The following is a 23,276-nucleotide window of genomic DNA, read 5'->3' on the forward strand; positions in this document are numbered from 1 at the left end:
AGGGGGCGGGTGCTGAAGCGCTTATAGCGCGACAGCCTGCAACTGGAAGTCGATGTAGCCGTAAGCGATGCGCCGGGACTTCTCGGCGTTGAACTGGCCGCCGACCAGGCTGCCGCGCAGCCATAGGCCGTCGATCATCGCGGCCAGGCCACGGGCGGCCAGGCGGGCCTGCGGGTGGGGCAGCAGGCGGTTGAACTGGTGGCACAGGTTGGAGAACAGGCGCTGGTCGTTGGCACGCTGCAGGCGGGCCAGTTCCGGCTGGTGCATGCTCGCGGCCCAGAAGGTGAGCCAGACGCGCATCGCGGTGCCGTTGATCTGGCTGTCGTCGAAGTTGCCATCGACGATGGCGCGCAATTGGTCGCGCGGGTCGTCGCCGACCTCGGCGCGGTAGCGGGCGACGGCGTCCTTCAACTCGCGCAGGATCTGCCGCATTGCAGCATTGAGCAGGCCGTCCTTGTCGCCGAAGTAGTGGGCGACGATCCCGCTGGACAGCCCTGCCTTCTTCGCGATGGTGGCGACGGTCGCATCGGCCATGCCGATCTCGTCGATGGTCTGGAAAGTGGCCCGGATCAGCTGTTCGCGCCGTACCGGTTCCACGCCTTTCTTCGGCATTGTCTCTCCACGGATTGCGACCCGAAGGATCGGGCTGCCCGCCATTATGCTTTTTATTGATTGAACGTTCAATCAATAAACCCTAGGATGCGCTCGCGCCCCACGCCATGGGCCCGGTTTACCGGTCCGGCCCCGCCCATGTGCTCCCTCGGACTTGATGAGACGACCCCATGTCTTCCCTGGCTCATCCCAAGCGTTCGCCCCTGCGCTTGAACCGTTTTGTCTTCTTCAGCTCCTCGGTGTCGATCGGCATCCTCGGGCTGCTCACCGTTCTCTATCCCGAAGGCAGCGAGCACTGGCTGCAATGGGCGCAGGCCGAGGTGTCGGCTGCGTTCGGCTGGTGGTACATGCTGCTGATCGTGCTGTGCCTGGGCTTCGTGCTGTGGCTGGCGTTCTCGCCCTATGGCCGCATCCGCCTGGGCCACAATGAGGAATCACCGGCCTTCGGCTACGTCGCCTGGGTCTCGATGCTGTTCTCGGCCGGCATCGGCATCGCGCTGCTGTACTACGGCGCCTACGAGCCGCTGGACCACTTCCTGCATCCGCCCGGGCAACCCGGCGGGACCGTGGCCGCCGGCCGCGAAGCCATGGTGCTGACCTTCCTGCACTGGGGCCTGCACGGCTGGGCGCTGTATGCGCTGGTCGGCGTGGCACTGGGCTATTTCGCCTACCGCCGCGACCTGCCGCTGGCGCTGCGCTCGGCGCTGTACCCGATCTTCGGTGAGCGCATCCACGGCCGCATCGGCGACATGGTGGATGGCTTCGGCATCCTGGCCACGCTGATCTCGATGGTGACCAACCTCGGCATCGGTGCGCTGGTGGTGCAGTCCGGCCTGGTCTACCTGTTCCACATCCCGGATACGCCGCAGGTGCTGGTGGCGATCGTGCTGGTGATGATGGTGGTGGCCACCATCGGCGTGGTCGCCGGTGTGGAAAAGGGTATTGCCTGGCTGTCCAACCTCAATGTGCGTCTGCTGTGTGGCCTGCTGCTGTTCGTGCTGATCACCGGCCCGACGCTGCACCTGTTCGACGGCCTGATCCAGAACACCGGCGATTACCTCGGCGCGTTCGTGCGCAAGAGCTTCGACATGTACCTCAACGACCCGAAGGGCCGTGAATGGATGGGCTCGTGGACGCTGTTCTACTGGGCCTGGTGGATCGCCTGGGCGCCGTTCGTCGGTCTTTTCGTGGCGCGCATCTCGCGTGGCCGCACCATCCGCGAAGTGATCATGGGCGTGCTGCTGATCCCGCTCGGCTTCACCCTGGCGTGGCTGTCGATCTTCGGCAACACCGCCATCGACCTGGTGCTCAATCACGGCCAGGCGATCCTGGGTGACGTGGCCCAGCACGATGCGGCGATGACGCTGTTCAAGCTGCTGGAGTACCTGCCCGCCGCGCCGTACGTGGCCGGCGCTGCAGTGGTGATCGGCTTCGTGCTGTTCCTGACCCCGGTCGACTCGGGCACGCTGATGATCGCCAACCTGTGCACCCGTCGCGTTGATGATGGCGTGGAGGACGGCCATGACGCGCCGATCTGGCTGCGCGTGTTCTGGGCAGCTGGCATCACCGTGGCCAGCGTCGGCCTGCTGCTGGCCGGCAACTTCAGTGCGATGCAGACGGCGGTGGTGCTGTGCGGCCTGCCGTTCTCGTTCACCCTGGCGTTCTACATGTGGGGCCTGCTGAAGGCGCTGCGCACCGACCCGGACGCACCGCGGCGGTGATCGGGCACCCGGCATCTATTATCCCGATGTCGCCGGAGATGCAGTAGAGCCAGGCCATGCCTGGCTGCGAAGAAACCGAAAGGGCCGGATCCGCGAGGGATCCGGCCCTACTCAATTTCGTAGCGCTCTGAAAGACATGCAGGGTCGTTCGCGGCAATCATCGTTCAACGTTCCTTTTGCGGAGTTGAGCCATGGTCCGAATCCTGAGCTGTGCGTTGATGGTCTCGCTTTCGATGAGTGCCCATGCGGTGCCGAACGCGATGGTGCAATCGAACTTTCCAGTGATCGCGCTGGGTGAAACTGCAGAACTGAATCTGCAGCTGGCACCGCATCCTGGTGGGCTGGTGACCTATTCAATTCACACCAACGTCTATGCCAGCGAGGAGAGCAGCGGCTACCGGGTGCTGGATGTGCGCTGCCCGCCGGGCTTCCTCTCAAACGTCTACCAGGGAAACGCCGGTGCGGTGTGCTATCGCATCGAGGACACGCCGCATCCGGCCGGCGAGATGTCGGTGACAGTGTTCAACGAGGATGCGCCGGATGGGCATCTTGAGTGGGAGGAAGGCCTATGGTCGTTGGATACCAGTGGCCCCGCAGTGAAAACGTCGCGGCATCTGTTTGGCGTGCGGCCATGATCGGGAGGGTCGACGTGTGACCTGATGCGAGCGGGACAGTGTGCAGACGAAAAGGGCCGGATCCGCGAGGATCCGGCCCCTTTTGTTAGGTAGTCGACCCGCAGTCGACTCTACCGAGAGTGCGGCGTTACTTGCTGGCCAGCTGGCGCAGCACGTACTGCAGCAGGCCGCCGTGGCGGAAGTACTCGACTTCCTTCGGGGTCAGCAGCATCACCGACACCTCGAAGGTCTTCTTCGTGCCATCGGCCTTGGTCGCGGTGACCGTGGCACGCTTGCTGGCACCGTCCTGCAGGCCGGTGATGTCGATCGTTTCCGAGCCGTCCAGGCCCAGGCTCTGCGCGTTCTCGCCGTTGCGGAACTGCAGCGGCAGCACGCCCATGCCAACCAGGTTGGAGCGGTGGATGCGCTCGAAGCTTTCGGCGATGACGGCCTTCACCCCCAGCAGCAGGGTGCCCTTGGCCGCCCAGTCACGCGACGAGCCAGTGCCGTATTCCTTGCCGGCCAGCACCACCAGCGGCACCTTGTCGGCCTTGTACTTCATGGCCGCATCGTAGATCGCCAGTTTCTCCGGCTGGCCACCACCGGCGGGGTAGTACAGGGTGTTGCCGCCTTCCTCGCCACCGAACATCAGGTTCTTGATGCGGATGTTGGCGAAGGTGCCGCGGACCATCACGTCATCGTTGCCGCGGCGGCTGCCGTAGCTGTTGAAGTCGGCCGGCTGCACGCCGCGTTCCTGCAGGAAGCGGCCTGCCGGCGAGTCCTTCTTGATGTTGCCGGCCGGGGAGATGTGGTCGGTGGTGATCGAATCGCCGAACAGGCCCATCACGCGCGCGCCGTGCACGTCGTCGATGCTGCCGGTCTGCATGGTCATGCCATCGAAGTACGGCGGGTTCTTGATGTACGTGGAGGCATCGCTCCATTCGTACAGGTTGCCGTCCGGCGAGGCGATGGTGTTCCAGCGGGTGTCACCCTTGAACACGTCGGCGTAGTTCTGCTTGAACATCTCCGGGCCGATGGTGGCGGCGATGACATCGCCGATTTCCTTGTTGCTCGGCCAGATGTCGCGCAGGAACACCGGCTGGCCATCGCTGCCGGTGCCCAGCGGCTGGGTGGTCAGGTCGATGTCGGTGGTGCCGGCGATGGCATAGGCCACCACCAGCGGCGGGCTGGCCAGGTAGTTCATCTTCACTTCGGGGTGCACGCGGCCCTCGAAGTTGCGGTTGCCCGACAGCACCGAGGTGACCACCAGGTCGCCGGTGGCGATGCCGGCACTGACTTCGGTCGGCAGCGGGCCGGAGTTGCCGATGCAGGTGGTGCAGCCGTAGCCGACCACGTAGAAGCCGATCTTCTCCAGCTCCTTCAGCACGCCGGCCTTTTCCAGGTAGTCGGTGACCACGCGCGAGCCCGGCCCGAGCGAGGTCTTCACCCACGGCTGGCGGTTCAGGCCCTTGGCGGCCGCGTTGCGGGCCAGCAGGCCGGCGCCGATCATCACCGCCGGGTTGGAGGTGTTGGTGCACGAGGTGATGGCGGCGATGACCACCGCGCCATCCTTCAGCCGCACCTTGCGATTCTCGATCTCGATGTCGGCGAAGCCCTTGGCCAGCTGCTCGTTGCCGACTGCGGCGCCACCGCCTTCATTGACGAACGAGGACACATCCTCGCTGCGCTTGTCACGGTTGGCGGTCATGCCGACCAGCGCTTCGCGGTAGTTCTTCTGCACGTCTTCCAGCAGCACGCGGTCCTGCGGGCGCTTCGGGCCGGCCAGCGAGGGCTTCACTGTGCCCATGTCCAGTTCCAGCGTGGTGCTGTACTGGGCATGCGGGCTGCCCGGTTCGTGCCACAGGCCCTGTGCCTTGGCATAGGCTTCGACCAGGTCGATCTGCTCTTCGCTGCGGCCGGACAGGCGCAGGTAGTTCAGCGACTCGGCGTCGATCGGGAAGATGCCGCAGGTGGCGCCGTATTCCGGGGCCATGTTGCCGATGGTGGCACGGTCGGCCAGCGGCAGGTGCTGCAGGCCGTCACCGTAGAACTCGACGAACTTGCCGACCACGCCCAGCTTGCGCAGCATCTGGGTGACGGTCAGCACCAGGTCGGTGGCGGTGGCACCCTCGGGCAGCTTGCCGGTCAGCTTGAAGCCCACCACCTGCGGGATCAGCATCGAGGACGGCTGGCCGAGCATGGCCGCCTCCGCTTCGATGCCACCCACGCCCCAGCCGAGCACGCCGATGCCGTTGATCATGGTGGTGTGGCTGTCGGTACCGAACACGGTATCGGGGTAAGCAACGGCCTTGCCGTCCTTGTCCGCGGTCATCACCACGCGGGCCAGGTTCTCCAGGTTCACCTGGTGGACGATGCCGGTGTTCGGCGGCACCACCTTGAAGTTGTCGAAGGCCTTCTGGCCCCAGCGCAGGAAGCCGTAGCGTTCCTGGTTGCGCTGGAATTCGATCTTGCCGTTGAGGTCCAGCGCGTCCGGCTTGCCGAACACATCGACCTGCACCGAGTGGTCGATGACCAGTTCGGAGGGAATCTGCGGATTGATCTGCTCCGGCGAACCGCCGAGCTTGACCACGGCGTCGCGCATCGCGGCCAGGTCGACCACGCAGGGCACGCCGGTGAAGTCCTGCAGGACCACGCGCGCCGGCATGAAGGCGATCTCGGTGTCCGGCTCGGCCGCCGGGTTCCAGCGGGCCACGGCTTCGATGTGGTCCTTGCCGACGGTGACGCCGCCATCCTCGTGCCGGAGCAGGTTCTCCAGCAGGATCTTCATCGAGTAGGGCAGGTGGGAGATATCGAAGCGCTGGCCCAGCGTGGGCAGGCTGAAGTAGTCGTAGGTCTTGCCGCCGACGTTCAGCTGGCTGCGGGTGGAGAACGAATCGCTCATGCGGGGTAACTCCTTCTTGCGGATGGCTTGCAGTGGCTCGCGCATGGGCGGGCCTGCTTGCGGTCGCCGCGGGCCTGGCGGCCCCGGTGGTCCCAGTATGAACCCCAGACTGAATGGATTCATCCGGGCCGGGTTCCGGCCTGCGGCATCGGTTCCAGACTACAGGGGAAGGTGTATGGCGTATGTCACGTTTGTGGCCGATCCTTTGCGAGGCAAGGGCTGGCGGGTTGCCGGTCCTGTTCAGGGTGGAAGTATGCCCGGGAAAGTATGTATAATTTGTGCATACTCTGGAGGGCCTACTGATGGAAGCCACTGTTGCAGAACGCGGACAGATCACCCTGCCCAAAGCGGTGCGTGATGCCCTCGGCCTGACCAAGGGCACGCTGCTGAAGGTCGAGCTGGACGGCAGCCGCATCATCCTGCGCAAGAGTGTTGACGATGCCATTTCACGGGCGCGCGGCAAGTTCGCGCTGGACGGCTTCGAATCGTCCGACGCGGCCGTACGCGCGGTGCGTGACGAGGAATAAGCCGTGATGATCGCCGTCGATTCACCGGTGCTGGTCGAGCTGCTCAGCAATGGTCCGCAGGCCGATGCCGTGGAAGCCATCCTCCGGCAGAGCCTGGTCGGTGGCCGCGTAGTGGTCTGCGGCGCGACCCTGGCCGAGGTCTGCGCATCGCTGCGCGGCGGCGCCGAGGTGCTCGAAGCGCTGGAAGAAATGGGCGTGCACTTCAACCCGATGGAAGCCAAGTCGGCGCTGCGCGCCGGCGAGATGCACCGCCGCCACCGCCAGCGCAGCGGCAGTCGCCGCAGCCTGGACGAATTCATGGTCGGCGCCCACGCACTGTTGCAGTGCGACGGCCTGATCACCTGGAACGACACGTTTTACCGCGACTACTTCAAGGGCCTGAAGCTGATCGTGCCGCAAGCCTGAGCCCACTTTTTTTCAACCTACGCATTACCCGGGAGTTGTCATGTTGGAAGCCTACCGCCACCACGTCGCCGAGCGCGCTGCGCTTGGCATCCCGCCGCTGCCGCTGAGCGCGCAGCAGACGGCCGATGTCATCGAGCTGCTGAAGAACCCGCCGCAGGGCGAGGCCGAGTTCCTGCTCGACCTGCTGACCCACCGCGTGCCGGCCGGCGTCGATGACGCAGCCAAGGTCAAGGCCTCGTACCTGGCGGCGATCGCCCTGGGCAGCGAGCAGAACCCGCTGATCAGCCGTGAGCGCGCCACCGAACTGCTGGGCACCATGCTCGGCGGCTACAACGTCGCTCCGCTGGTGCAGCTGCTGGACGACGCCAGCGTCGGCACCATCGCCGCCAACGGTCTGAAGAAGACCCTGCTGGTGTTCGATGCGTTCCATGACGTGCAGGAAAAGGCCAAGGCGGGCAACGCCAACGCCCAGGCCGTGCTGCAGAGCTGGGCCGACGCCGAGTGGTTCACCAGCAACCCGGAAGTGCCGCAGAGCCTGACCGTCACCGTGTTCAAGGTGCCGGGCGAGACCAACACCGACGACCTGTCGCCGGCACCGGACGCGACCACCCGCCCGGACATCCCGATGCACGCCCTGGCGATGCTGAAGAACAAGCGCGACGACGCGCCGTTCACCCCGGAAGAAGACGGCAAGCGCGGCCCGATCCAGCAGATCCTCTCGCTGAAGGACAAGGGTCACCTGGTGGCCTACGTCGGCGATGTGGTCGGCACCGGTTCCTCGCGCAAGTCGGCCACCAACAGCGTGCTGTGGTGGACCGGCGATGACATTCCGTTCATCCCGAACAAGCGCGCCGGTGGCGTCTGCCTGGGTTCGAAGATCGCCCCGATCTTCTACAACACCATGGAAGATGCCGGCGCACTGCCGATCGAGCTGGACGTGTCGAAGATGGAGCACGGCGATGTGGTCGAGCTGCGTCCGTACGAAGGCAAGGCGCTGAAGAACGGTGAAGTGATCGCCGAGTTCCAGGTCAAGTCCGAAGTGCTGTTCGACGAAGTGCGCGCCGGTGGCCGCATTCCGCTGATCATCGGCCGTGGCCTGACCGGCAAGGCGCGCGAAGCGCTGGGCCTGGCTCCGACCGATCTGTTCCGCCTGCCGGTGCAGCCGGTCGATACCGGCAAGGGCTTCTCGCTGGCGCAGAAGATGGTTGGCCGCGCCTGTGGCCTGCCGGAAGGCCAGGGCATGCGCCCGGGCACCTACTGCGAACCGAAGATGACCTCGGTCGGCTCGCAGGACACCACCGGCCCGATGACCCGTGACGAGCTGAAGGACCTGGCCTGCCTGGGCTTCTCGGCCGACCTGGTGATGCAGTCGTTCTGCCACACCGCCGCCTACCCGAAGCCGGTGGACGTGAAGACCCACCACACCCTGCCGGAGTTCATCTCCACCCGTGGCGGCGTCTCGCTGCGCCCGGGCGACGGCGTGATCCACAGCTGGCTCAACCGCATGCTGCTGCCAGACACCGTCGGTACCGGTGGTGACTCGCACACCCGTTTCCCGGTGGGCATTTCGTTCCCGGCCGGTTCGGGCCTGGTCGCCTTCGCTGCTGCCACCGGCGTCATGCCGCTGGACATGCCTGAGTCGGTGCTGGTGCGCTTCAAGGGCAAGATGCAGCCGGGCGTGACCCTGCGTGACCTGGTCAACGCGATCCCGCTGTACGCGATCAAGTCGGGCCTGCTGACCGTGGCCAAGGCTGGCAAGAAGAACATCTTCTCCGGTCGCATCCTGGAAATCGAAGGCCTGCCGGAACTGAAGGTCGAACAGGCGTTCGAACTGTCCGACGCCTCGGCCGAGCGTTCGGCGGCCGGCTGCTCGGTGCGCCTGAACAAGGAGCCGATCATCGAGTACCTCAACAGCAACATCACTCTGCTGAAGTGGATGATTGCCGAGGGTTACCAGGATCCGCGCTCGCTGCAGCGCCGTATCGAGAAGATGGAAGCGTGGCTGGCCAACCCGGAGCTGCTGGAGCCGGATGCCGACGCCGAGTACGCGGCTGTCATCGAGATCGACCTGGCCGATATCCACGAACCGATCGTGGCCTGCCCGAACGACCCGGACGACGTGAAGACCCTGTCCGAAGTCGCCGGCGCCAAGATCGACGAAGTGTTCATCGGTTCGTGCATGACCAACATCGGTCACTTCCGTGCGGCTGCCAAGCTGCTGGAAGGCAAGCGTGACCTGCCGACCCGTCTGTGGGTGGCCCCGCCGACCAAGATGGACGCCTCGGAGCTGACCAAGGAAGGCGTGTACGGCACCTTCGGCGCCACCGGCGCCCGCATGGAAATGCCGGGCTGCTCGCTGTGCATGGGCAACCAGGCGCAGATCCGCGAAGGCTCCACCGCGATGTCGACCTCGACCCGCAACTTCCCGAACCGCCTGGGCCGCAACACCAACGTGTACCTGGGTTCGGCCGAACTGGCCGCGATCTGCTCGCGCCTGGGCCGCATCCCGACCAAGGAGGAGTACATGGCGGACATCGGCGTGATCAACGCCAATGGTGCGGAGATCTACCGCTACATGAACTTCGACCAGATCGAGGAATACCAGGACGTGGCCAAGACGGTTGCTGCCTGATGCGGTAACGCCGGCCACTGGTCGGTAGCCCGTTGAAACGAAGAACCCCCGGTGAAAGCCGGGGGTTTTTTGTGTGCGCCGGGCCAGGTGGCCTAGCCCATGCGCATCGCCGTCCGGGTCTGCTCCTGGGTCTGCTCCACGGCGTGGTCTTGCTGGGCAACCTGCTGTACCTGCGACATCTGTTCAACCTTCGCGAGCGACTGCTCCACGGGCGTATTGACGGCGTCGCTGATCGCGACCGACGACCGCAGGTGTGCCGGATTGTCGAGCGCTCCCTGCACAACGAACATGCGAGGGCCGGTGCCATCGCTGGGTGGGTTGCCCAGGACCACATGATCGACGCGTTCCAGGCCGCTGCTCTTGGCCGCGGCAAGCAGGCTGGCCGTCATCCGCTCGCTGGTTTCATCGAAACTGCGCCCGTGCCTGGCATCCACAGCGGATACACCGTCGCGAATCTGCCGGTAGAGAGGTTGATCTGGGTGGCCTTCCTTCCTGGGATCCAGGCCTGCCTTGTCCAGGGTGGATTCGATGCTCTCCTGCACTGGGTTCCTGGGAGAGAAGCCGGGATTGCCGAGAGAGGGCGAGCCCTGGTCGGTTGCATCCTGGATCAGGTGCTTCCCAGGCTTGAGCGCAGTGCGGGCCCGCTGCTCCGCTTCTGCTTCGTGGCGGGCGTACGCACCGGCCTCCTCAATACCACGCAGGTAATTGACCCCGTCGCGCAGCAGGCCAGGTCCGCCGCCGACCAGCACGGTCGCTCCGGCGCGCAGCTGATGAACATCACTGCGGTAATCGGCAATCCGGCGCAGGTCTTCAGGATCCGTGATCCGGGCCTGGGGATTGTCCAGTACAGACTGCACGGGACCCTTGTCGGTCATGCGATCAAGGAAATGAACCAATCGATGAGAGTCACCCAACTGGACCGCGACGGCGGCGGACATGACATGGCCGCTTTTCATCCCGAGCGTTCCGAGCGAGGCGATGCGCTGGCCCTGCTCGGCGTTGCGCAGAACCTCCAGTTCCCTGGGCAGCGCATACATCTCGACCTTGCCGTAATGAGGGCCGCCCGCACTGACCAGGTCGCCTGCCATCACATGGTTGGTGAAGGGCGCCGCATTGGCCGGCTGGCCTTCAGGGAGGCGATACGCCAGCCCCGCGGCACCGTAAGGATTGAAGGCGTCGCCGGGGAGGTTGTAGTGATGGGCGGTGATCTGCGCGAGCGCGCCGCCGAGGGAGTGGCCGGTGACATATACAGACCCGGATCCCCTTTCATCAGCTAATTTGATGGCTTGCTTTGTGAGCGAGAGGGCGTCGCCGAGTTGCGCGTTGACTCTGGCGGTGACCATTGCGGCGTCGATGCCGCCATCAAGCATGGGCTGACGATCAAATTCGGTGCCGCGGTGGGCGACGATGACTTCCTTTGTATTGATGTTGAGGTAGGCAATGCCCTGATATCCGCTCCCGGAGTCACGACAGGCTAGGACCTCGTACTTTGTTCCGCCGATGGTGATGTCGGAATTGGCGGGCGGAAGCGGGTCATTATAGACACTGTCCGAGAGCGTCGCGCTTTCTCTAGGATTCATTGCGATGCTCCTTCAATCCGTGTGGAGACTTCGATTGGAAAGTATTCCTTGCGCTTTTCTGGCGGCATCTTCTCGTACCAACTTGAAGGCTCCGTTGGAGTCCGCTCCGGCGATTGTCCTGTGGTCAAGGGCGGCAATGCCCGCTTTATGTAGGCAGTGAAGGTTCTCCCGCCCTCAATCTCGGTGAATAGTGCTGCGACGGACGCGCGGATTGGGCGATCATCAGTGATGAAGGAAAACGAAGCTTCTACGAGGGCAGGTGTCCAAGTGCACGGACCCCGACCGTAATAGTCGGCAACTTCCATGCCGTCGTTGAATACAACACTGCTGAATTCAGTAGCACTGAGGCGCTGTGCCTGAAGCTCAACCTTGTGCTGATTCGGCTCGTACTGCACCCCTTCCCAATTGTTGACCGGAGGGAGACAGAGTGGGTCTATCTCATACGTGACGAAGACCGAAGGAACGGGGACATCCACGGGTGCATCGTGGACCCGAATCACAATCGGCAGCGCATCCTTGGGCGCAGGATTCTCGCGGTAGACCGGATATGAGCGTTCCTTGTTGCAGCCTGGAATGGCCAGTGTGATCAATGCGATCAACGCAACATGAGCAAGGCAGGAGACGGATTTCAGCATGAGCGGTCCACGTCGCTGATCAAGGTTTTGCGGGGTGCGGCGACACCATGAAGGGCACCTCGGGGCAAATGCGACGGATTGCGCATTTCATGCTGGGGGCACGCCGGCACTTCATCCTTGTATGCCGGTGCCTCGGGGCGTTGCGGCGTATCGTTCATCGGCGTTCCATTGCTCTGCGACGTCTGACTATACGACCCGGTGCAGCTGTGCTCCAAGGCCGAGGTTCAGCGCCGGTGGCGTCCGGTGGGACGCCGCCCGGCGTTCAGCCGCTTGCTAGCAGGCGACGTGCAGCGACTGCCGCAACCATGCATCCAGCTGCACGCTGGTGAAGGTGGGATTCTCCAGGGTCGAGATATGCCCCGCGCCGGGTATCGATTGCAGGCGGCAACCGATCACCCTGGCCATCTGCTCCGCTTCGCTCAGGGGGCGTGGCAGGTCCTGTTCGCCGCTCAGGATCAGCGTTGTTTCCCGGTTCAGATCCATCAAGGTGCCCAGCCGGTCCGGGCGACCGAAGATCAGGCGACCCAGCGGAACTACCGCGTTCAGCAGGCGCTCGCGAGGCCAGGACAGCAGCCGTTGCCGGAACAGCAACCGGATCGGATCGTCGATGGCGATGCCTGGGCGGAAGAACAGCGGCACGATCTGTTCGGCCATGGCTTCGGGGATGCAGCTCAGCTGTTCGATCCTGTCGAGCATGCCGAAGTAGCGCTGCCGTGAGGCCTCCGGTTCCGCACCGAGGTAGGTGTCCATCAGGATCAGCGAGCGGACCTGCTCGGGGCGCTGCAGCGCCAGTTCCGCTGCCCACATGCCGCCGACCGACAAGCCAGCCACCGCGTACTGGCGGATGTCCAGCGCATCCAGCAAACGGCCGACTTCGCGTGCGAGGCAGGCCGGTGTGGTGAAGGCGGCGGACAGGGGCAGATCGTTGTCGTGGCCGGGCAGCTCCGGAAGGATCAGGCGGTAGTGCCGCGACAACACCTCGATCTGTGGCGCCCACATGTCGCGGCCCCAGAGATAGCTGCCGCCAAGAACGATGGGAAAGCCGGTGCCGATATCGTGATGGGTGAGAAGAGGCAATGAGAGGCTCCGTGGAAGGGAGCCTTACGCTGCAGGTGCAGGGAAAGCACGTCCAATGTGGCGGATCGACCAGGATCCGCCCGCCGGCGCAATCGAGGTGATTGCGGCACACATGTGCGTAAGCAGCACTAGTGAAATGCCAGTGTCCGACGGTACCGCCAGATCGAACGAGCTGAATGCGACGTCTGGCCGGTGTGTTTGGCCGATGCGGAGCCGAGCATGGGCTATGCCGGGCGTCCTTGCCCGGCCCCCTTCGGGCCGTCGCAAGCGACGTTGGCAACGACTCCTGCCGTTGCCTTCGGCTCTACAGCTCCCCATCAGGCGCGGGCCAGCGCCAGCAACCGCTCGGCAATCCGTTCCAGCGGCACCTGTTCTTCGGCGGCGCCGAGCTTGAACGCTGCACCCGGCATGCCCCAGACCACGCTGGTGGCCTCGTCCTGCACCAGTGTCGGCGCGCCGGCCTGGCGCATTTCCAGCAGGCCGCGTGCGCCGTCATCGCCCATCCCGGTGAGGATGGCGCCGATGGCATTACCGCCGGCGTTCTGCGCAACCGAGCGGAACAGCACATCGACCGCGGGCTTGTGCCGGTTCACTGCCGGGCCATCATCGACACGGCAGCGCCAGCGCGCACCGTCGCGGATGATCCGCAGGTGCTTGCCGCCTGGCGGCAGGTAGGCGTGGCCGGGCAGCACAGCTTCGCCGTCGCTGGCCTCGCGCACGGCCATGGCCGAGTGGCGGTCCAGGCGCTCGGCGAAAGCACTGCTGAAGCTGGCCGGCAGGTGCTGGGTCATCACCACGGCGGGCGCGTCGGCCGGCATGCCTTCCAGCACCACGCGCAACGCTTCGGTGCCGCCGGCCGACGAGCCGATCGCGATCAGGCGGTCAGTGGTGCGGAACTGCGGAGCAGCGGGGCGCATCGCAGGCGCGGCGTCCAGCAGGAGTTTCGGTGCGGCGGCGCGCACCAGCGGGCGGACGCGCGAGCGCGCCGCCATCTTGACCTTGGCGATGATCTCGTCGGCGTAGGCCTGCAGGCCGCGCGCCACGTCCAGCTTCGGCTTGGACACGAAGTCCACCGCGCCCAGCGCCAGCGCCTGCAGGGTGGTGTCGGCGCCGCGTTCGGTCAGCGAGGAGATCATCACCACCGGCAGCGGGTGCAGGCGCATCAGGTTTTCCAGGAACGCCAGCCCGTCCATGCGCGGCATTTCCACGTCCAGGGTGATCACGTCCGGGGCCAGACGCTTGATCTTCTCGCGCGCCAGCAGCGGGTCGGCGGCGGTGCCGACCACGTCGATGGACGGATCGCTGGACAGGATTTCGGTGAGCATCTGGCGCACGACGGCGGAGTCGTCGACGATCAGGACCCGGCAGGGGGCGTTGCCGGTCAGGGTCATTCGAACAGCTCCACGCCGCCGGTGACCGGGGCCTTGGACAGGCGCGCACGCACCGCCGATTCGGTCGCGGCCACTTCGGCCTCATGGGCATGCGGCAGGCGCTGCACCACCACGCGGCCGGTATCGGCGAAGAACCAGATCTTGCGCGGATGGATGCCGCACAGGTCCTCGGCAATGATCGGGATGTGCTCGGCCTGCAGGTACTGGCGCACGAATTCGGCGTTGCGGGTGCCGACCGGATTGCTGGTGAAGCCCTTCAGCACGTTGGCACCACCGAACACCTTGGCCTCGATGCGCTTGCGATGTGCGCCGCGCTTGAGCATGTCGTTGATCAGCAGTTCCATCGCATAGCTGCCATAGCGCGCAGGCGCGCCGTCACCGGCGTTGCCCTCGGGCAGCAGGAAATGGTTCATGCCGCCGATCTTCAGCACCGGGTCGCGCAGGCAGGCCGCCACGCAGGAGCCCAGCGTGGTGGTCAGCGCAGTGGTGTCATCGACCACCAGGTACTGGGTCGGCAGCAGCTTGGCGGCGATCGTCTGGAAACGCGCATCCTGGTAGCGCATCACATCGTCGGTACGCAGCGAGGCATTCATGCGCCGGCCTTTGCCGCACGGCGGTACAGGGTGCGGCCGCAGGGCTGGATCAGGTCGGCGGCGTGCAGGTAGTTCTCCGAGTGGCCGGTGTAGAGCAGGCCGTCGTCGGCCAGGTGCTGCACCAGGCGACCGAGGATGGCGCGCTGGGTCGGCTTGTCGAAGTAGATCATCACGTTGCGGCAGAACAGCGCGTCGAACGGGCCGCCGACGTCGTAGCGCGGGGCGAGCAGGTTCAGCGGGCGGAACTCGATCAACTCGCGCAACGCCGGCAACACGCGGCACTGGCCCTCGTTGGGGCCGCTGCCGCGCTGGAAGTAGCGGCGGCGCAGGTCCGGATCCAGGCTGGTGACGCGATCGATGTTGTAGACACCGCGGCCGGCGGTGGCCAGCACCTGGGTATCGACGTCGGTGGCGATGATGCGCACCGGAGGCTTCAGCGTGCCGAAGGCCTCGCAGGCGGTGATCGCCATCGAGTAGGGCTCTTCGCCGGTGGACGCCGCGCACGACCACAGCAGCAACGGCGTGCGGCTGGAGCGCTGCTGCAGCTCCTCGCGTAGCTTGTCGAAGTGGTGCGGTTCGCGGAAGAACGAGGTCAGGTTGGTGGTCAGGGCGTTGGTGAACGCCTGCCACTCGTCACCGTCTTCCTGCTCCAGATGGTCCAGGTACTGCTGGAAGCTGCGCATGCCCAGCGTGCGCAGGCGGCGCGACAGGCGGCCATAGACCATGTCGCGCTTTGCCGGGGCGAGGGCGATGCCCACGCGCTGGTAGATCAGGTCGCAGACGCGGCGGAAATCACGGTCGGCGAACTCGAATTCGCGCGGGCCGGTAACGATGGGAGTAGGACTTTGCACGGGGGACGTGTCCATCGGCAGAGGCGGCGGCCGCAGCCGCCGCGGGTGGGTCTCAGAATTCCTGCCAGTCGCTGTCGCTGGCGACGAAGGTGCTGGCGTTGCTGCTACGGCGTGCCGGTATCGGTGCCGGTGCGGGCGTGCGGCTCGGCTGCGGGCGTGCCACGGCGGCGACGCGCACCGGCTCGACATGCGCGGCCACGGCCTGCATCGCGGCCGAGACCTGGTTGTCGAGGCGGAAGATCGCCACGGCGTCGGCCAGCTGGCCGGCCTGGTCTTCCATCGCGCGTGCGGCGGCGGTGGCTTCTTCCACCAGCGCGGCATTCTGCTGGGTGGTTTCGTCCATCTGCACCACGGTCTGGTTGACCTGCTCGATGCCAGCCGACTGTTCCTGCGAGGCAGCGGAAATCTCGGCCATGATGTCGGTCACGCGCTGCACCGAGGCGACGATCTCGCCCATGGTGCTGCCGGCCTGGTGGACCAGGCTGGAACCTTCGGCGACCTTGCCGACCGAGTCGTCGATCAGGCCCTTGATCTCCTTGGCGGCGGCGGCCGAGCGCTGGGCGAGAGTACGCACCTCGCTGGCGACCACGGCGAAACCGCGGCCCTGTTCACCGGCACGCGCGGCTTCCACCGCGGCGTTCAGCGCCAGAATGTTGGTCTGGAACGCGATGCCGTCGATGACCGAAATGATCTCGGCGATCTTCTTTGACGAGGCTTCGATGGCCGACATGGTGGTGACCACTTGGCCGACGACGTCGCCGCCCTGCGAGGCGACGCCATGCGCGCCGATGGCGAGCTGGTTGGCCTGGCGGGCATGCTCGGCGTTCTGGCGCACGGTGGAGGTCAGTTCCTCCATCGAGGCGGCGGTTTCTTCCAGGTTGGCAGCCTGCTGCTCGGTGCGGCGCGACAGGTCGCTGTTGCCGGAGGCGATCTCGCCGGCGGCCAGGGTGATGCTGGAAGCGCTGGCCTGGATCTGGCCGACGATCTGGGTCAGCTGCGCGACGGTGGTGTTGGCGTCGTCACGCATGCGTGCGAACACGCCCTGGTAGTCGCCGTGCATGCGCGCGGTCAGGTCACCCTCGGCGATGGCCGACAGCAGCTGCGAGAGCTTGCCGAGGTTGTCATCGCTGACCGCCATCATCGCATTGAGGTTTTCCAGCATCAGGCGGAAATCGTGATCGAAACGCTGGGCGTCGCCACGGCGGCTGAAGTCACCCGCAGCGGCGGCGCTGGCCAGCTGCTTGATCTCGGCGTTGATGCGGCCGAGGTTGGCCTTGACCGTGTCGACGGTGGTGGTCATCGCGGCCTTCTCGCCCGGGTAGCGCGCGATGTCGCGGCTGAGATCGCCGACAGCATACTGCTGCACCACGTCCAGCACGTCGTGCAGGGTCTGCACGTGGCCGCCGACCAGGGCGTTGGTTTCCTGCACCATCAGCCCGTACTCGCCGGGGAAGGCGCTGGCGTCGATGCGATAGCTCAGTTCGCCACCGTCGTGGCGGCGCGCCATTTCGCGCTGGCCCGAGATGACCGCATGCAGCTGCTGCTGCATGCCGGCCATGGCCTCCAGCAGGCGGCCGGTCTCGTCATGCGGCTGCGGGCCGATGTGGCTGTCCAGCTTGCCGCCGGCGATGCCTTCGGCCACGGCGGTGGCCTGCTTCAGCGGTACGGCGATGCGGTTGCCGATGACCCAGCTCAGGGCCAGCACGATCAGTACCAGCACGCCACCGGAGACCGCCATGATGGCGGTGAACACCAGCGCCTGCTTCTGCACGTCGTCCATGTAGACACCGCTGCTGACCACCCAGTTCCAGGGCGCGAACAGGCCGGCATAGGCGACCTTCTCGACGTCGCCCTTGCTGCCCGGCTTGGCCCAGCGGTAGTTGACGAAGCCGCCGCCGGCGCGGGCCGCTTCGACCTGGTCGTAGTAGATCCGCACGCCGTCGTCGGTGCGGAAGTCCTTCATGTCCTTGCCGACCAAGTCCTTGCGGAACGGGTGCATCAGCAGGCGGTAGCCGGTGTCGTAGATGTTGAAGTAGTAGGTATCGTTCTCGGCGCGCATGACCTCCAGCGCCTGCAGCGCGGCGCTCTTGGCGGCCTCTTCGCTGAGCTCGCCGGTACCGGCCAGGCGGTGGTAGTGCTGCAGGATGCCGTAGCTCAGTTCGACCTGGGTCTTCAGCGCGGTCTTGCGGGTCTCGGTCAGGTCCAGGTACTGCATGCGGGCGGCGATCACCGACAGCGCGATCACGCCGAGCGCGATGAGCAGCGTCAGCAGGTTGAGCTTGCGCCGGACGGAGAGATTGCTGAAGTAGTGTTGCCAGCGATGCAGGAGATTCATCGAGCAGGACCAGGTCGAAGCGGGCGGGCGGCGCCGTGCCGGTCACAGCGGGACAAGCGGTGACAACCCCGTTATCGGCCGCGCGGGCGGGGGATTGAGGTGCGGTGTCCGAACGTATTCAGGTTTCCTTGCAGCGGCGGCTGCGGCGCTGCCTGCGGCAGGCTTTTGGAGCAACAGCAACAGCAACGGCAACGGCAACGGCAACGGCAACGGCAACGGCAGGTCATGGCGATGGGTTGCTACGGGTTGGCCGGATCGGGGTGGGCAGGCAGGACACGCCGTGAACCCCCCTCCGGGGTCCGGCCCAGCCGCTGGCGGCTGTGCGTTCGGGCGCTTGCGAAGCAGTGCTTCGCAAGCAAAGCGCCCTCACCCATGGGGGCTCGATGGCGCCATCCATGGCGCCAACGGTCCTGCCTGCCCACCCCGACCCGGCCCGCCAGGGCTTCACTTCGGCGGACGGCAAGAGCGTTGGGTTTCCAAGTGGAAAGAGGGGTCAGATCCGTTTTCCTGCGGAAAACGGATCTGACCCCGGACGCGGTGCGGCTGTTGCTGTTGCTCTTGCTCTTCTTTCTTCGATCCGGGGTGGACGCGCACGGAAAGTGTCCGTGGCCGGGAGGGTGGGTTGCGCAGGGGCGTGAGCCGCATGGATGCGGCGACCGAGCTTACATGGACGTACTTGCAGCGTCCCCTGCGCAACCCACCCTCCCGGCCCAAGCGAAGGAAATCCGCCGCCTTCCGCGACCACCCCGAGGGGCATCGCCGTTGGCTGGATATCCAGATACCCCGTAAACGAAAACGCCCCGGCGCAGGGCCAGGGCGTTCTCGTACGTCAGGTCAGGCAGGCATCAGAACTCCTGCCAGTCTCCGTCGGCCAGTTCGGTGGCCATCGGACGACCACCGGCGGTGCGGCGGGCCGGCGGGGCGACCGGGGCCGGTGCGGCCGGTGCAGCAGCACGCGGGGCCGGGGCAGCGGCGATGCGCGGGGCAACCACGGTCTCGGCTTCGTCCACTACGAAGATCGACACGGCCTCGCTGAGGTGACCGGCCTGCTCTTCCATTGCACGTGCTGCGGCAGTGGCTTCTTCCACCAGCGCAGCGTTCTGCTGGGTGGTTTCGTCCATCTGCACCACGGTCTGGTTGACCTGCTCGATGCCGGCCGACTGTTCCTGCGAGGCCGCGGAGATCTCGGCCATGATGTCGGTCACGCGCTGCACCGAGGCGACGATCTCGCCCATGGTGGCTCCGGCCTTGTGCACCAGCGCCGAGCCGTCGTTGACCTTGCCGACCGAGTCGTCGATCAGGCCCTTGATCTCCTTGGCGGCGGCGGCCGAGCGCTGGGCGAGAGTACGCACCTCGCTGGCGACCACGGCGAAACCGCGGCCCTGTTCACCGGCACGCGCGGCTTCCACCGCGGCGTTCAGCGCCAGAATGTTGGTCTGGAACGCGATGCCGTCGATGACCGAAATGATCTCGGCGATCTTCTTTGACGAGGCTTCGATGGCCGACATGGTGGTGACCACTTGGCCGACGACGTCGCCGCCCTGCGAGGCGACGCCATGCGCGCCGATGGCGAGCTGGTTGGCCTGACGGGCGTGCTCGGCGTTCTGGCGCACGGTGGAGGTGAGTTCCTCCATCGAGGCGGCGGTTTCTTCGAGGTTGGCAGCCTGCTGCTCGGTGCGGCGCGACAGGTCGCTGTTGCCGGAGGCGATCTCGCCGGCGGCCGAGCTGATCGCGCGGCTGGACTGCTTGATGCGGGTGACGATCTCGCTCAGCTGTGCGGCGGTGGCGTTGGCATCGTCGCGCATGCGGGCGAACACGCCCTGGTAGTCGCCGTGCATGCGCACGGTCAGGTCACCCTGCGACAGCGCGGCGAGCAGGCCGGAGATCTGTTCGATGCTGCCAGCGTTGGCGTCCAGCAGGCCGTTGATCTGCTGGGCCAGCTGCAGGAAGAAGCCTTCCTTGTCGCTGGCGTCGATGCGGCCGGACAGGTCGCCGGCGGCAGCCTGGGCGATCACGCGGGCCACTTCGGCTTCGACCTGCGCTTCCTGGGTACGGTCACGCCACTCCACCACGTAGCCGACGGTGTCGCCGCCTTCATTGCGGATGGTCGAGACCACCTGGGCGAACTGCGCATCGCCGTACTGCATCGGGCGACGGGCGACGCCGTGTGCCTTCAGGTTGCCCAGCAGGGTCTGGTCCATCTCGCCGCGGTGTTCAAGCACGGTGACCGGCTTGCCGATCAGCGACGCCTGCGCATCGAAGTCCGGCAGGTCGCGGCGCACGTCGTCCTGGTACTGGCTCAGGGTCTGCTGCAGGGCGCGGTTGCTGTAGACGATGGTGTTGCTGGTGTCGGTCAGGTACACGCCGGTCGAGCTGTAATCCAGTGCGGTACGGATGCGCAGGTTCTCGCGGGCGATGGCCTGGTCGGTTTCGGTGCGCTCGCGCAGGTCGCGCTGCATGCGCTGCATCGCCTGCATCAGTTCGCCCACTTCGTCCTGGCGGCTGACGTCGATGTGGCCATCGAGCTTGCCGCCGGCCACTTCGTTGGCCACCGAGACGGCGCCGCGCACGCTGCCGACCAGGGCGCGGGCAAACAGCCAGACCAGCACCAGGCCGAGTGCGGCGCCGCCCAGCAGGGCGATCACGGTCAGCACGGCCGAGGCGGAGTAGGTGGATTCGGCCTCTTCGCGCGAGGCGCGGGCGAGGCGGTTGTCTTCGGCGATCAGCGCTTCCAGCGCCGAGGCGGCCTTGCGGTGCTTGGTGCGGGTTTCGCCGACGAAGGTATCGATGGCGTCGTCCGGCAGGTCCAGTTCCAGCATCTCGGTGACGCTGTCATAGGAGGCCAGGGCGTCCTTCCATTCCTTGGCGAAGGTGTCGAACAGCTTCTTCTGCTGCGGGTTGTCGACCAGTGCCGGATAGCCCTTGATCGACTTGTCCATGCTCTCGCGCAGCTCGACGGCCTGCTTGCGGGCATCGGACTTGACGTCGTCGCTGGCGCGGATCAACTGCTGGTAGGCGGCATTGCGGTATTCGCCCAGCATGCCGCGCATCTCGCCGGCCATGCGGATGCTCTCCATGCGCGAACCGGCCAGCTCGGTGGTGACGTTGTTCAGCGAATGCAGGCCACGATAGGCGACGATGCCCTGCAGCAGCATCACCAGCAGGATGACGCCGAAGGTCAGCATCAGCTTCGGCATCAGTTTCAGGTTGTTGATCCACGGCATGGGCGTTGCAGGCTCCTAAGGCAGACGCGCCCGGGCATCGGGCCCGGTTGCAGCAGGAACCACGCCGGCACCAGGTCCGGCGTGGCTCGACGAACAGCGGATTACTTGATGTTGGCCAGCTTCAGTGCCGACGGCGAGCTGACTTCGATTTCCGCACGCGAAGCGTCGCGCTGGATCTTGCCGATCACGCAGACGGTCTTGCCTTCCAGGGTTTCCAGCGGGAAGGAGAACTTGCCGCGGTTCTCACCGGCGATGCGGGCCGAGAAGGTGTGGCGCGGGAAGGCGCCGCCCATGTACAGGAAGGTCGGCTGGCCTTCGGAACCTTCTGCGTAGCGGGCCTTTTCGACCTTGCCACAGACCATGCCGTCCTTGCCGACCGAACGCGGTGCCATTTCCGGCGGGATCATGTCGGCCGACTGGGCAAAAGCGGAGGCGGCGGTGGTGGCCAGGACAGCGGCCGAAACGAACGCAAGCAGGGACTTCATCGAGGGGTATCTCCGGGGATGGTAACGGTCGGGCCGGTCCTGCGCGCTCCTGCGCGACCGGCTTCTGTCCCCCTATCGGCATCGCCGGAGGGAACTGAAGGGTTTTGTGACTGGAACGTGAAGCAGTTCCGTTTGCTCAGGCGGCGACGTCTTCGGCGAGGCTGGCCTGGCCCATGTCGGCGCTGTCGAGCAGGGTCTCGATGTCCAGCAGGATCAGCATGCGATCGTCGTGGGTACCGATGCCGGAGATGAAGCGGGTATCGACGGCGGCACCGAATTCCGGGGTCGGGCGGATCTGCTCGGCCGACAGCGGGATCACGTCGGAGACGCTGTCGACGACGATGCCGACCACGCGGTCTTCCACGTTCAGCACGATCATCACGGTGAAGGCGTCGTAGCGGGCGTTGTCCAGGCGCAGCTTCAGGCGCAGGTCGATGACCGGGACGATGGTGCCGCGCAGGTTGATCACGCCCTTGATGTAGTCCGGCGCATCCGGTACGCGGGTGACGGCGTCGTAGCCACGGATTTCCTGCACCTTGAGGATGTCCACGCCGTAGTGCTCTTCACCAAGGGTGAAGCTGAGGAATTCGCCACCGGCGCTGGCGGCGGAGCTGGTCTTGTCGTTCATCGAGGGGTCCTGGTTCTGCCGGAAGTCCCGGTGTCAGGCTCGATATCGGCCCCGTTGGAGGGGACTTTAGGTGCCGGGGGAAGGCATCCACGCTTGGTGTGGATCTACCAGGGAGGGTGCGCGGATGGGGTCAGATCCCTTTTCAGGGAAAAGGGATCTGACCCCGGCATGCGTTCCGGGGTTGCCGGCCAGCGGCCGGCACTGCCGGTCGGACGGCCTTACAGCTCGCCGTTGCGGCGGGCCTTGCGCTGGCGGTCGATGCGGAAGATGTAGCGCTGGATGGCGCTGTCGGCGCCGCGCGGCAGGCTTTCAAAGCGCATGCCCACGCGCTTGACCTCGATGCCATTGGGCTGGCGCTGCGGCAGCAGGTTGCAGACCACCAGTTCGATATCCAGGTCGGGGCCATCGGGCAGCGACAGCTGCGCCGGATAGCGCTTCTGCAGGCCGAACACCGCACAGTCACTTGGGACCACCACGGCCAGGCCGCCGCCGCTGATGTCCACCACCCGCATCGACAGCGCTTCGGCCCGCGCTTCGCCGGGCGGCAGCAGCAGCTGCGGCGAGTCGGTGACGGGGGTTTCCAGCCGGTACAGCTCGCGGCGCTGCAGGTGCACCAGTTCGTCCGGCAGCGGGGCGCGGAAGGCGACGTGGCCGTCGTTGTCCACGCGCTGCAGTTCGTGCAGGCGGAAGCGCACCAGCACGCGTTCGAGCTGGGCAAAGCACAGCAGGTGATCGGCCTGTTCGGCGGCACGGTTGGAGGCCTCCTGCGGGCTGCCATCGAGCAGCAGGAAGTCCTCGTCTTCGTCGAGGTCGAGCAGGGCGGTCGGGAACGAGCGGTCGCGGCCGTCGATATGGGCGTTGATCAGCGAACGCTGGTCGATCAGCGAGCGCAGCAGCTGGCGCAGCTGGCGCGGGTTGCGGACCAGGAATCGTTCGTCGGCGGCATCAGCCGCGTGGACATCATGCACTGCAGTGTCGTTGCCGTCGGACATGGAATCTACGGTCAGGGGCGGGCGCCAGCACGCGTTGGCGCGAGGCTCGATGGGGATATCGGCCTCTGCCCC

The 23,276-nt window shown here is 65.9% G+C and carries 18 protein-coding genes; 5 read left to right on the forward strand and 13 right to left on the reverse strand.

The features are described from left to right. Positions 1-21: 21 nt before the first annotated feature. Complete coding sequence (gene betI / locus DFO63_RS00645; protein ID WP_014037076.1) at positions 22-612, reverse strand: transcriptional regulator BetI; 591 nt, start codon at positions 610-612, stop codon at positions 22-24. 170 nt (positions 613-782) lie between these two features. Here betI and DFO63_RS00650 point away from each other — a divergent pair, with 170 nt between their 5' ends. Further along, a complete protein-coding gene (locus tag DFO63_RS00650; protein WP_088025862.1) occupies positions 783-2,333 on the forward strand; it encodes a BCCT family transporter in 1,551 nt (516 codons plus the stop codon). Positions 2,334-2,524: 191 nt separating this feature from the next. After that, the gene (locus DFO63_RS00655) at positions 2,525-2,968 is read left to right on the forward strand and encodes a hypothetical protein (protein WP_119006206.1); all 444 of its coding nucleotides are present in this window, start codon (positions 2,525-2,527) and stop codon (positions 2,966-2,968) included. Positions 2,969-3,095: 127 nt separating this feature from the next. Here the strand turns inward: DFO63_RS00655 and acnA are convergent, their stop codons facing one another. Further along, positions 3,096-5,849 carry an aconitate hydratase AcnA gene (gene acnA, locus DFO63_RS00660; protein WP_049443469.1) on the reverse strand — a complete coding sequence of 918 codons (2,754 nt, stop codon included), beginning with the start codon at positions 5,847-5,849 and terminating at the stop codon, positions 3,096-3,098. Positions 5,850-6,151: 302 nt separating this feature from the next. Here acnA and DFO63_RS00665 point away from each other — a divergent pair, with 302 nt between their 5' ends. Genes DFO63_RS00665 through acnB form a run of 3 tightly spaced genes read left to right on the forward strand, consistent with a single transcriptional unit; the run spans position 6,152 to position 9,413 of the window. After that, positions 6,152-6,376: an AbrB/MazE/SpoVT family DNA-binding domain-containing protein gene (locus DFO63_RS00665; protein ID WP_005409505.1), complete on the forward strand. Its 225-nt coding sequence runs from the start codon at positions 6,152-6,154 to the stop codon at positions 6,374-6,376. Between the two features lie 6 nt (positions 6,377-6,382). Next, entirely contained in the window at positions 6,383-6,781 is a 399-nt protein-coding gene (locus DFO63_RS00670; RefSeq protein ID WP_008267153.1) for a type II toxin-antitoxin system VapC family toxin, read from the forward strand. 40 nt (positions 6,782-6,821) lie between these two features. Next, positions 6,822-9,413, forward strand: coding sequence for a bifunctional aconitate hydratase 2/2-methylisocitrate dehydratase (gene acnB, locus DFO63_RS00675; protein ID WP_049424625.1), 2,592 nt, complete (start codon positions 6,822-6,824; stop codon positions 9,411-9,413). A gap of 92 nt (positions 9,414-9,505) precedes the next feature. On the opposite strand, the gene DFO63_RS00680 is transcribed toward acnB, so the two are convergent. The 11 genes from DFO63_RS00680 to DFO63_RS00735 form a co-directional block, all read right to left on the reverse strand. Next, positions 9,506-10,993, reverse strand: a complete 1,488-nt coding sequence (locus DFO63_RS00680; protein WP_119006207.1) for an XVIPCD domain-containing protein — start codon at positions 10,991-10,993, stop codon at positions 9,506-9,508. After that, positions 10,990-11,628, reverse strand: coding sequence for a hypothetical protein (locus DFO63_RS00685; RefSeq protein ID WP_119006208.1), 639 nt, complete (start codon positions 11,626-11,628; stop codon positions 10,990-10,992). The genes DFO63_RS00680 and DFO63_RS00685 overlap by 4 nt, the downstream gene beginning before the upstream one ends. A gap of 273 nt (positions 11,629-11,901) precedes the next feature. Continuing rightward, a complete protein-coding gene (locus DFO63_RS00690) occupies positions 11,902-12,705 on the reverse strand; it encodes an alpha/beta fold hydrolase (protein WP_119006209.1) in 804 nt (267 codons plus the stop codon). Positions 12,706-13,022: 317 nt separating this feature from the next. Continuing rightward, positions 13,023-14,096, reverse strand: coding sequence for a chemotaxis response regulator protein-glutamate methylesterase (locus DFO63_RS00695; protein ID WP_119006210.1), 1,074 nt, complete (start codon positions 14,094-14,096; stop codon positions 13,023-13,025). Further along, positions 14,093-14,689: a chemoreceptor glutamine deamidase CheD gene (gene cheD / locus DFO63_RS00700; protein WP_014037083.1), complete on the reverse strand. Its 597-nt coding sequence runs from the start codon at positions 14,687-14,689 to the stop codon at positions 14,093-14,095. The genes DFO63_RS00695 and cheD overlap by 4 nt, the downstream gene beginning before the upstream one ends. Beyond that, positions 14,686-15,555, reverse strand: a complete 870-nt coding sequence (locus DFO63_RS00705) for a CheR family methyltransferase (RefSeq protein WP_014037084.1) — start codon at positions 15,553-15,555, stop codon at positions 14,686-14,688. The genes cheD and DFO63_RS00705 overlap by 4 nt, the downstream gene beginning before the upstream one ends. Before the next feature lie 37 nt (positions 15,556-15,592). After that, positions 15,593-17,875, reverse strand: a complete 2,283-nt coding sequence (locus tag DFO63_RS00710; RefSeq protein ID WP_119006211.1) for a methyl-accepting chemotaxis protein — start codon at positions 17,873-17,875, stop codon at positions 15,593-15,595. 845 nt (positions 17,876-18,720) lie between these two features. Further along, positions 18,721-21,099: a methyl-accepting chemotaxis protein gene (locus DFO63_RS00720; protein ID WP_101765399.1), complete on the reverse strand. Its 2,379-nt coding sequence runs from the start codon at positions 21,097-21,099 to the stop codon at positions 18,721-18,723. Between the two features lie 101 nt (positions 21,100-21,200). Then, complete coding sequence (locus DFO63_RS00725; RefSeq protein WP_075674549.1) at positions 21,201-21,584, reverse strand: hypothetical protein; 384 nt, start codon at positions 21,582-21,584, stop codon at positions 21,201-21,203. Positions 21,585-21,720: 136 nt separating this feature from the next. Beyond that, entirely contained in the window at positions 21,721-22,212 is a 492-nt protein-coding gene (locus DFO63_RS00730) for a chemotaxis protein CheW (protein WP_119006212.1), read from the reverse strand. Positions 22,213-22,430: 218 nt separating this feature from the next. Beyond that, positions 22,431-23,204 carry a flagellar brake protein gene (locus DFO63_RS00735; protein WP_119006213.1) on the reverse strand — a complete coding sequence of 258 codons (774 nt, stop codon included), beginning with the start codon at positions 23,202-23,204 and terminating at the stop codon, positions 22,431-22,433. Positions 23,205-23,276: the final 72 nt, after the last annotated feature.

It is taken from the genome of Stenotrophomonas sp. AG209, from assembly GCF_003550055.1.
Taxonomy (GTDB): domain Bacteria; phylum Pseudomonadota; class Gammaproteobacteria; order Xanthomonadales; family Xanthomonadaceae; genus Stenotrophomonas.

Bases quoted from the DNA above. Each gene is read 5' to 3' on its own strand.
- betI (WP_014037076.1), bottom strand. From the start codon at position 612: ATGCCGAAGAAAGGCGTGGAACCGGTACGGCGCGAACAGCTGATCCGG.
- DFO63_RS00650 (WP_088025862.1), top strand. From the start codon at position 783: ATGTCTTCCCTGGCTCATCCCAAGCGTTCGCCCCTGCGCTTGAACCGT.
- DFO63_RS00655 (WP_119006206.1), top strand. From the start codon at position 2,525: ATGGTCCGAATCCTGAGCTGTGCGTTGATGGTCTCGCTTTCGATGAGT.
- acnA (WP_049443469.1), bottom strand. From the start codon at position 5,849: ATGAGCGATTCGTTCTCCACCCGCAGCCAGCTGAACGTCGGCGGCAAG.
- DFO63_RS00665 (WP_005409505.1), top strand. From the start codon at position 6,152: ATGGAAGCCACTGTTGCAGAACGCGGACAGATCACCCTGCCCAAAGCG.
- DFO63_RS00670 (WP_008267153.1), top strand. From the start codon at position 6,383: ATGATCGCCGTCGATTCACCGGTGCTGGTCGAGCTGCTCAGCAATGGT.
- acnB (WP_049424625.1), top strand. From the start codon at position 6,822: ATGTTGGAAGCCTACCGCCACCACGTCGCCGAGCGCGCTGCGCTTGGC.
- DFO63_RS00680 (WP_119006207.1), bottom strand. From the start codon at position 10,993: ATGAATCCTAGAGAAAGCGCGACGCTCTCGGACAGTGTCTATAATGAC.
- DFO63_RS00685 (WP_119006208.1), bottom strand. From the start codon at position 11,628: ATGCTGAAATCCGTCTCCTGCCTTGCTCATGTTGCGTTGATCGCATTG.
- DFO63_RS00695 (WP_119006210.1), bottom strand. From the start codon at position 14,096: ATGACCCTGACCGGCAACGCCCCCTGCCGGGTCCTGATCGTCGACGAC.
- cheD (WP_014037083.1), bottom strand. From the start codon at position 14,689: ATGAATGCCTCGCTGCGTACCGACGATGTGATGCGCTACCAGGATGCG.
- DFO63_RS00705 (WP_014037084.1), bottom strand. From the start codon at position 15,555: ATGGACACGTCCCCCGTGCAAAGTCCTACTCCCATCGTTACCGGCCCG.
- DFO63_RS00710 (WP_119006211.1), bottom strand. From the start codon at position 17,875: ATGAATCTCCTGCATCGCTGGCAACACTACTTCAGCAATCTCTCCGTC.
- DFO63_RS00720 (WP_101765399.1), bottom strand. From the start codon at position 21,099: ATGCCGTGGATCAACAACCTGAAACTGATGCCGAAGCTGATGCTGACC.
- DFO63_RS00725 (WP_075674549.1), bottom strand. From the start codon at position 21,584: ATGAAGTCCCTGCTTGCGTTCGTTTCGGCCGCTGTCCTGGCCACCACC.
- DFO63_RS00730 (WP_119006212.1), bottom strand. From the start codon at position 22,212: ATGAACGACAAGACCAGCTCCGCCGCCAGCGCCGGTGGCGAATTCCTC.
- DFO63_RS00735 (WP_119006213.1), bottom strand. From the start codon at position 23,204: ATGTCCGACGGCAACGACACTGCAGTGCATGATGTCCACGCGGCTGAT.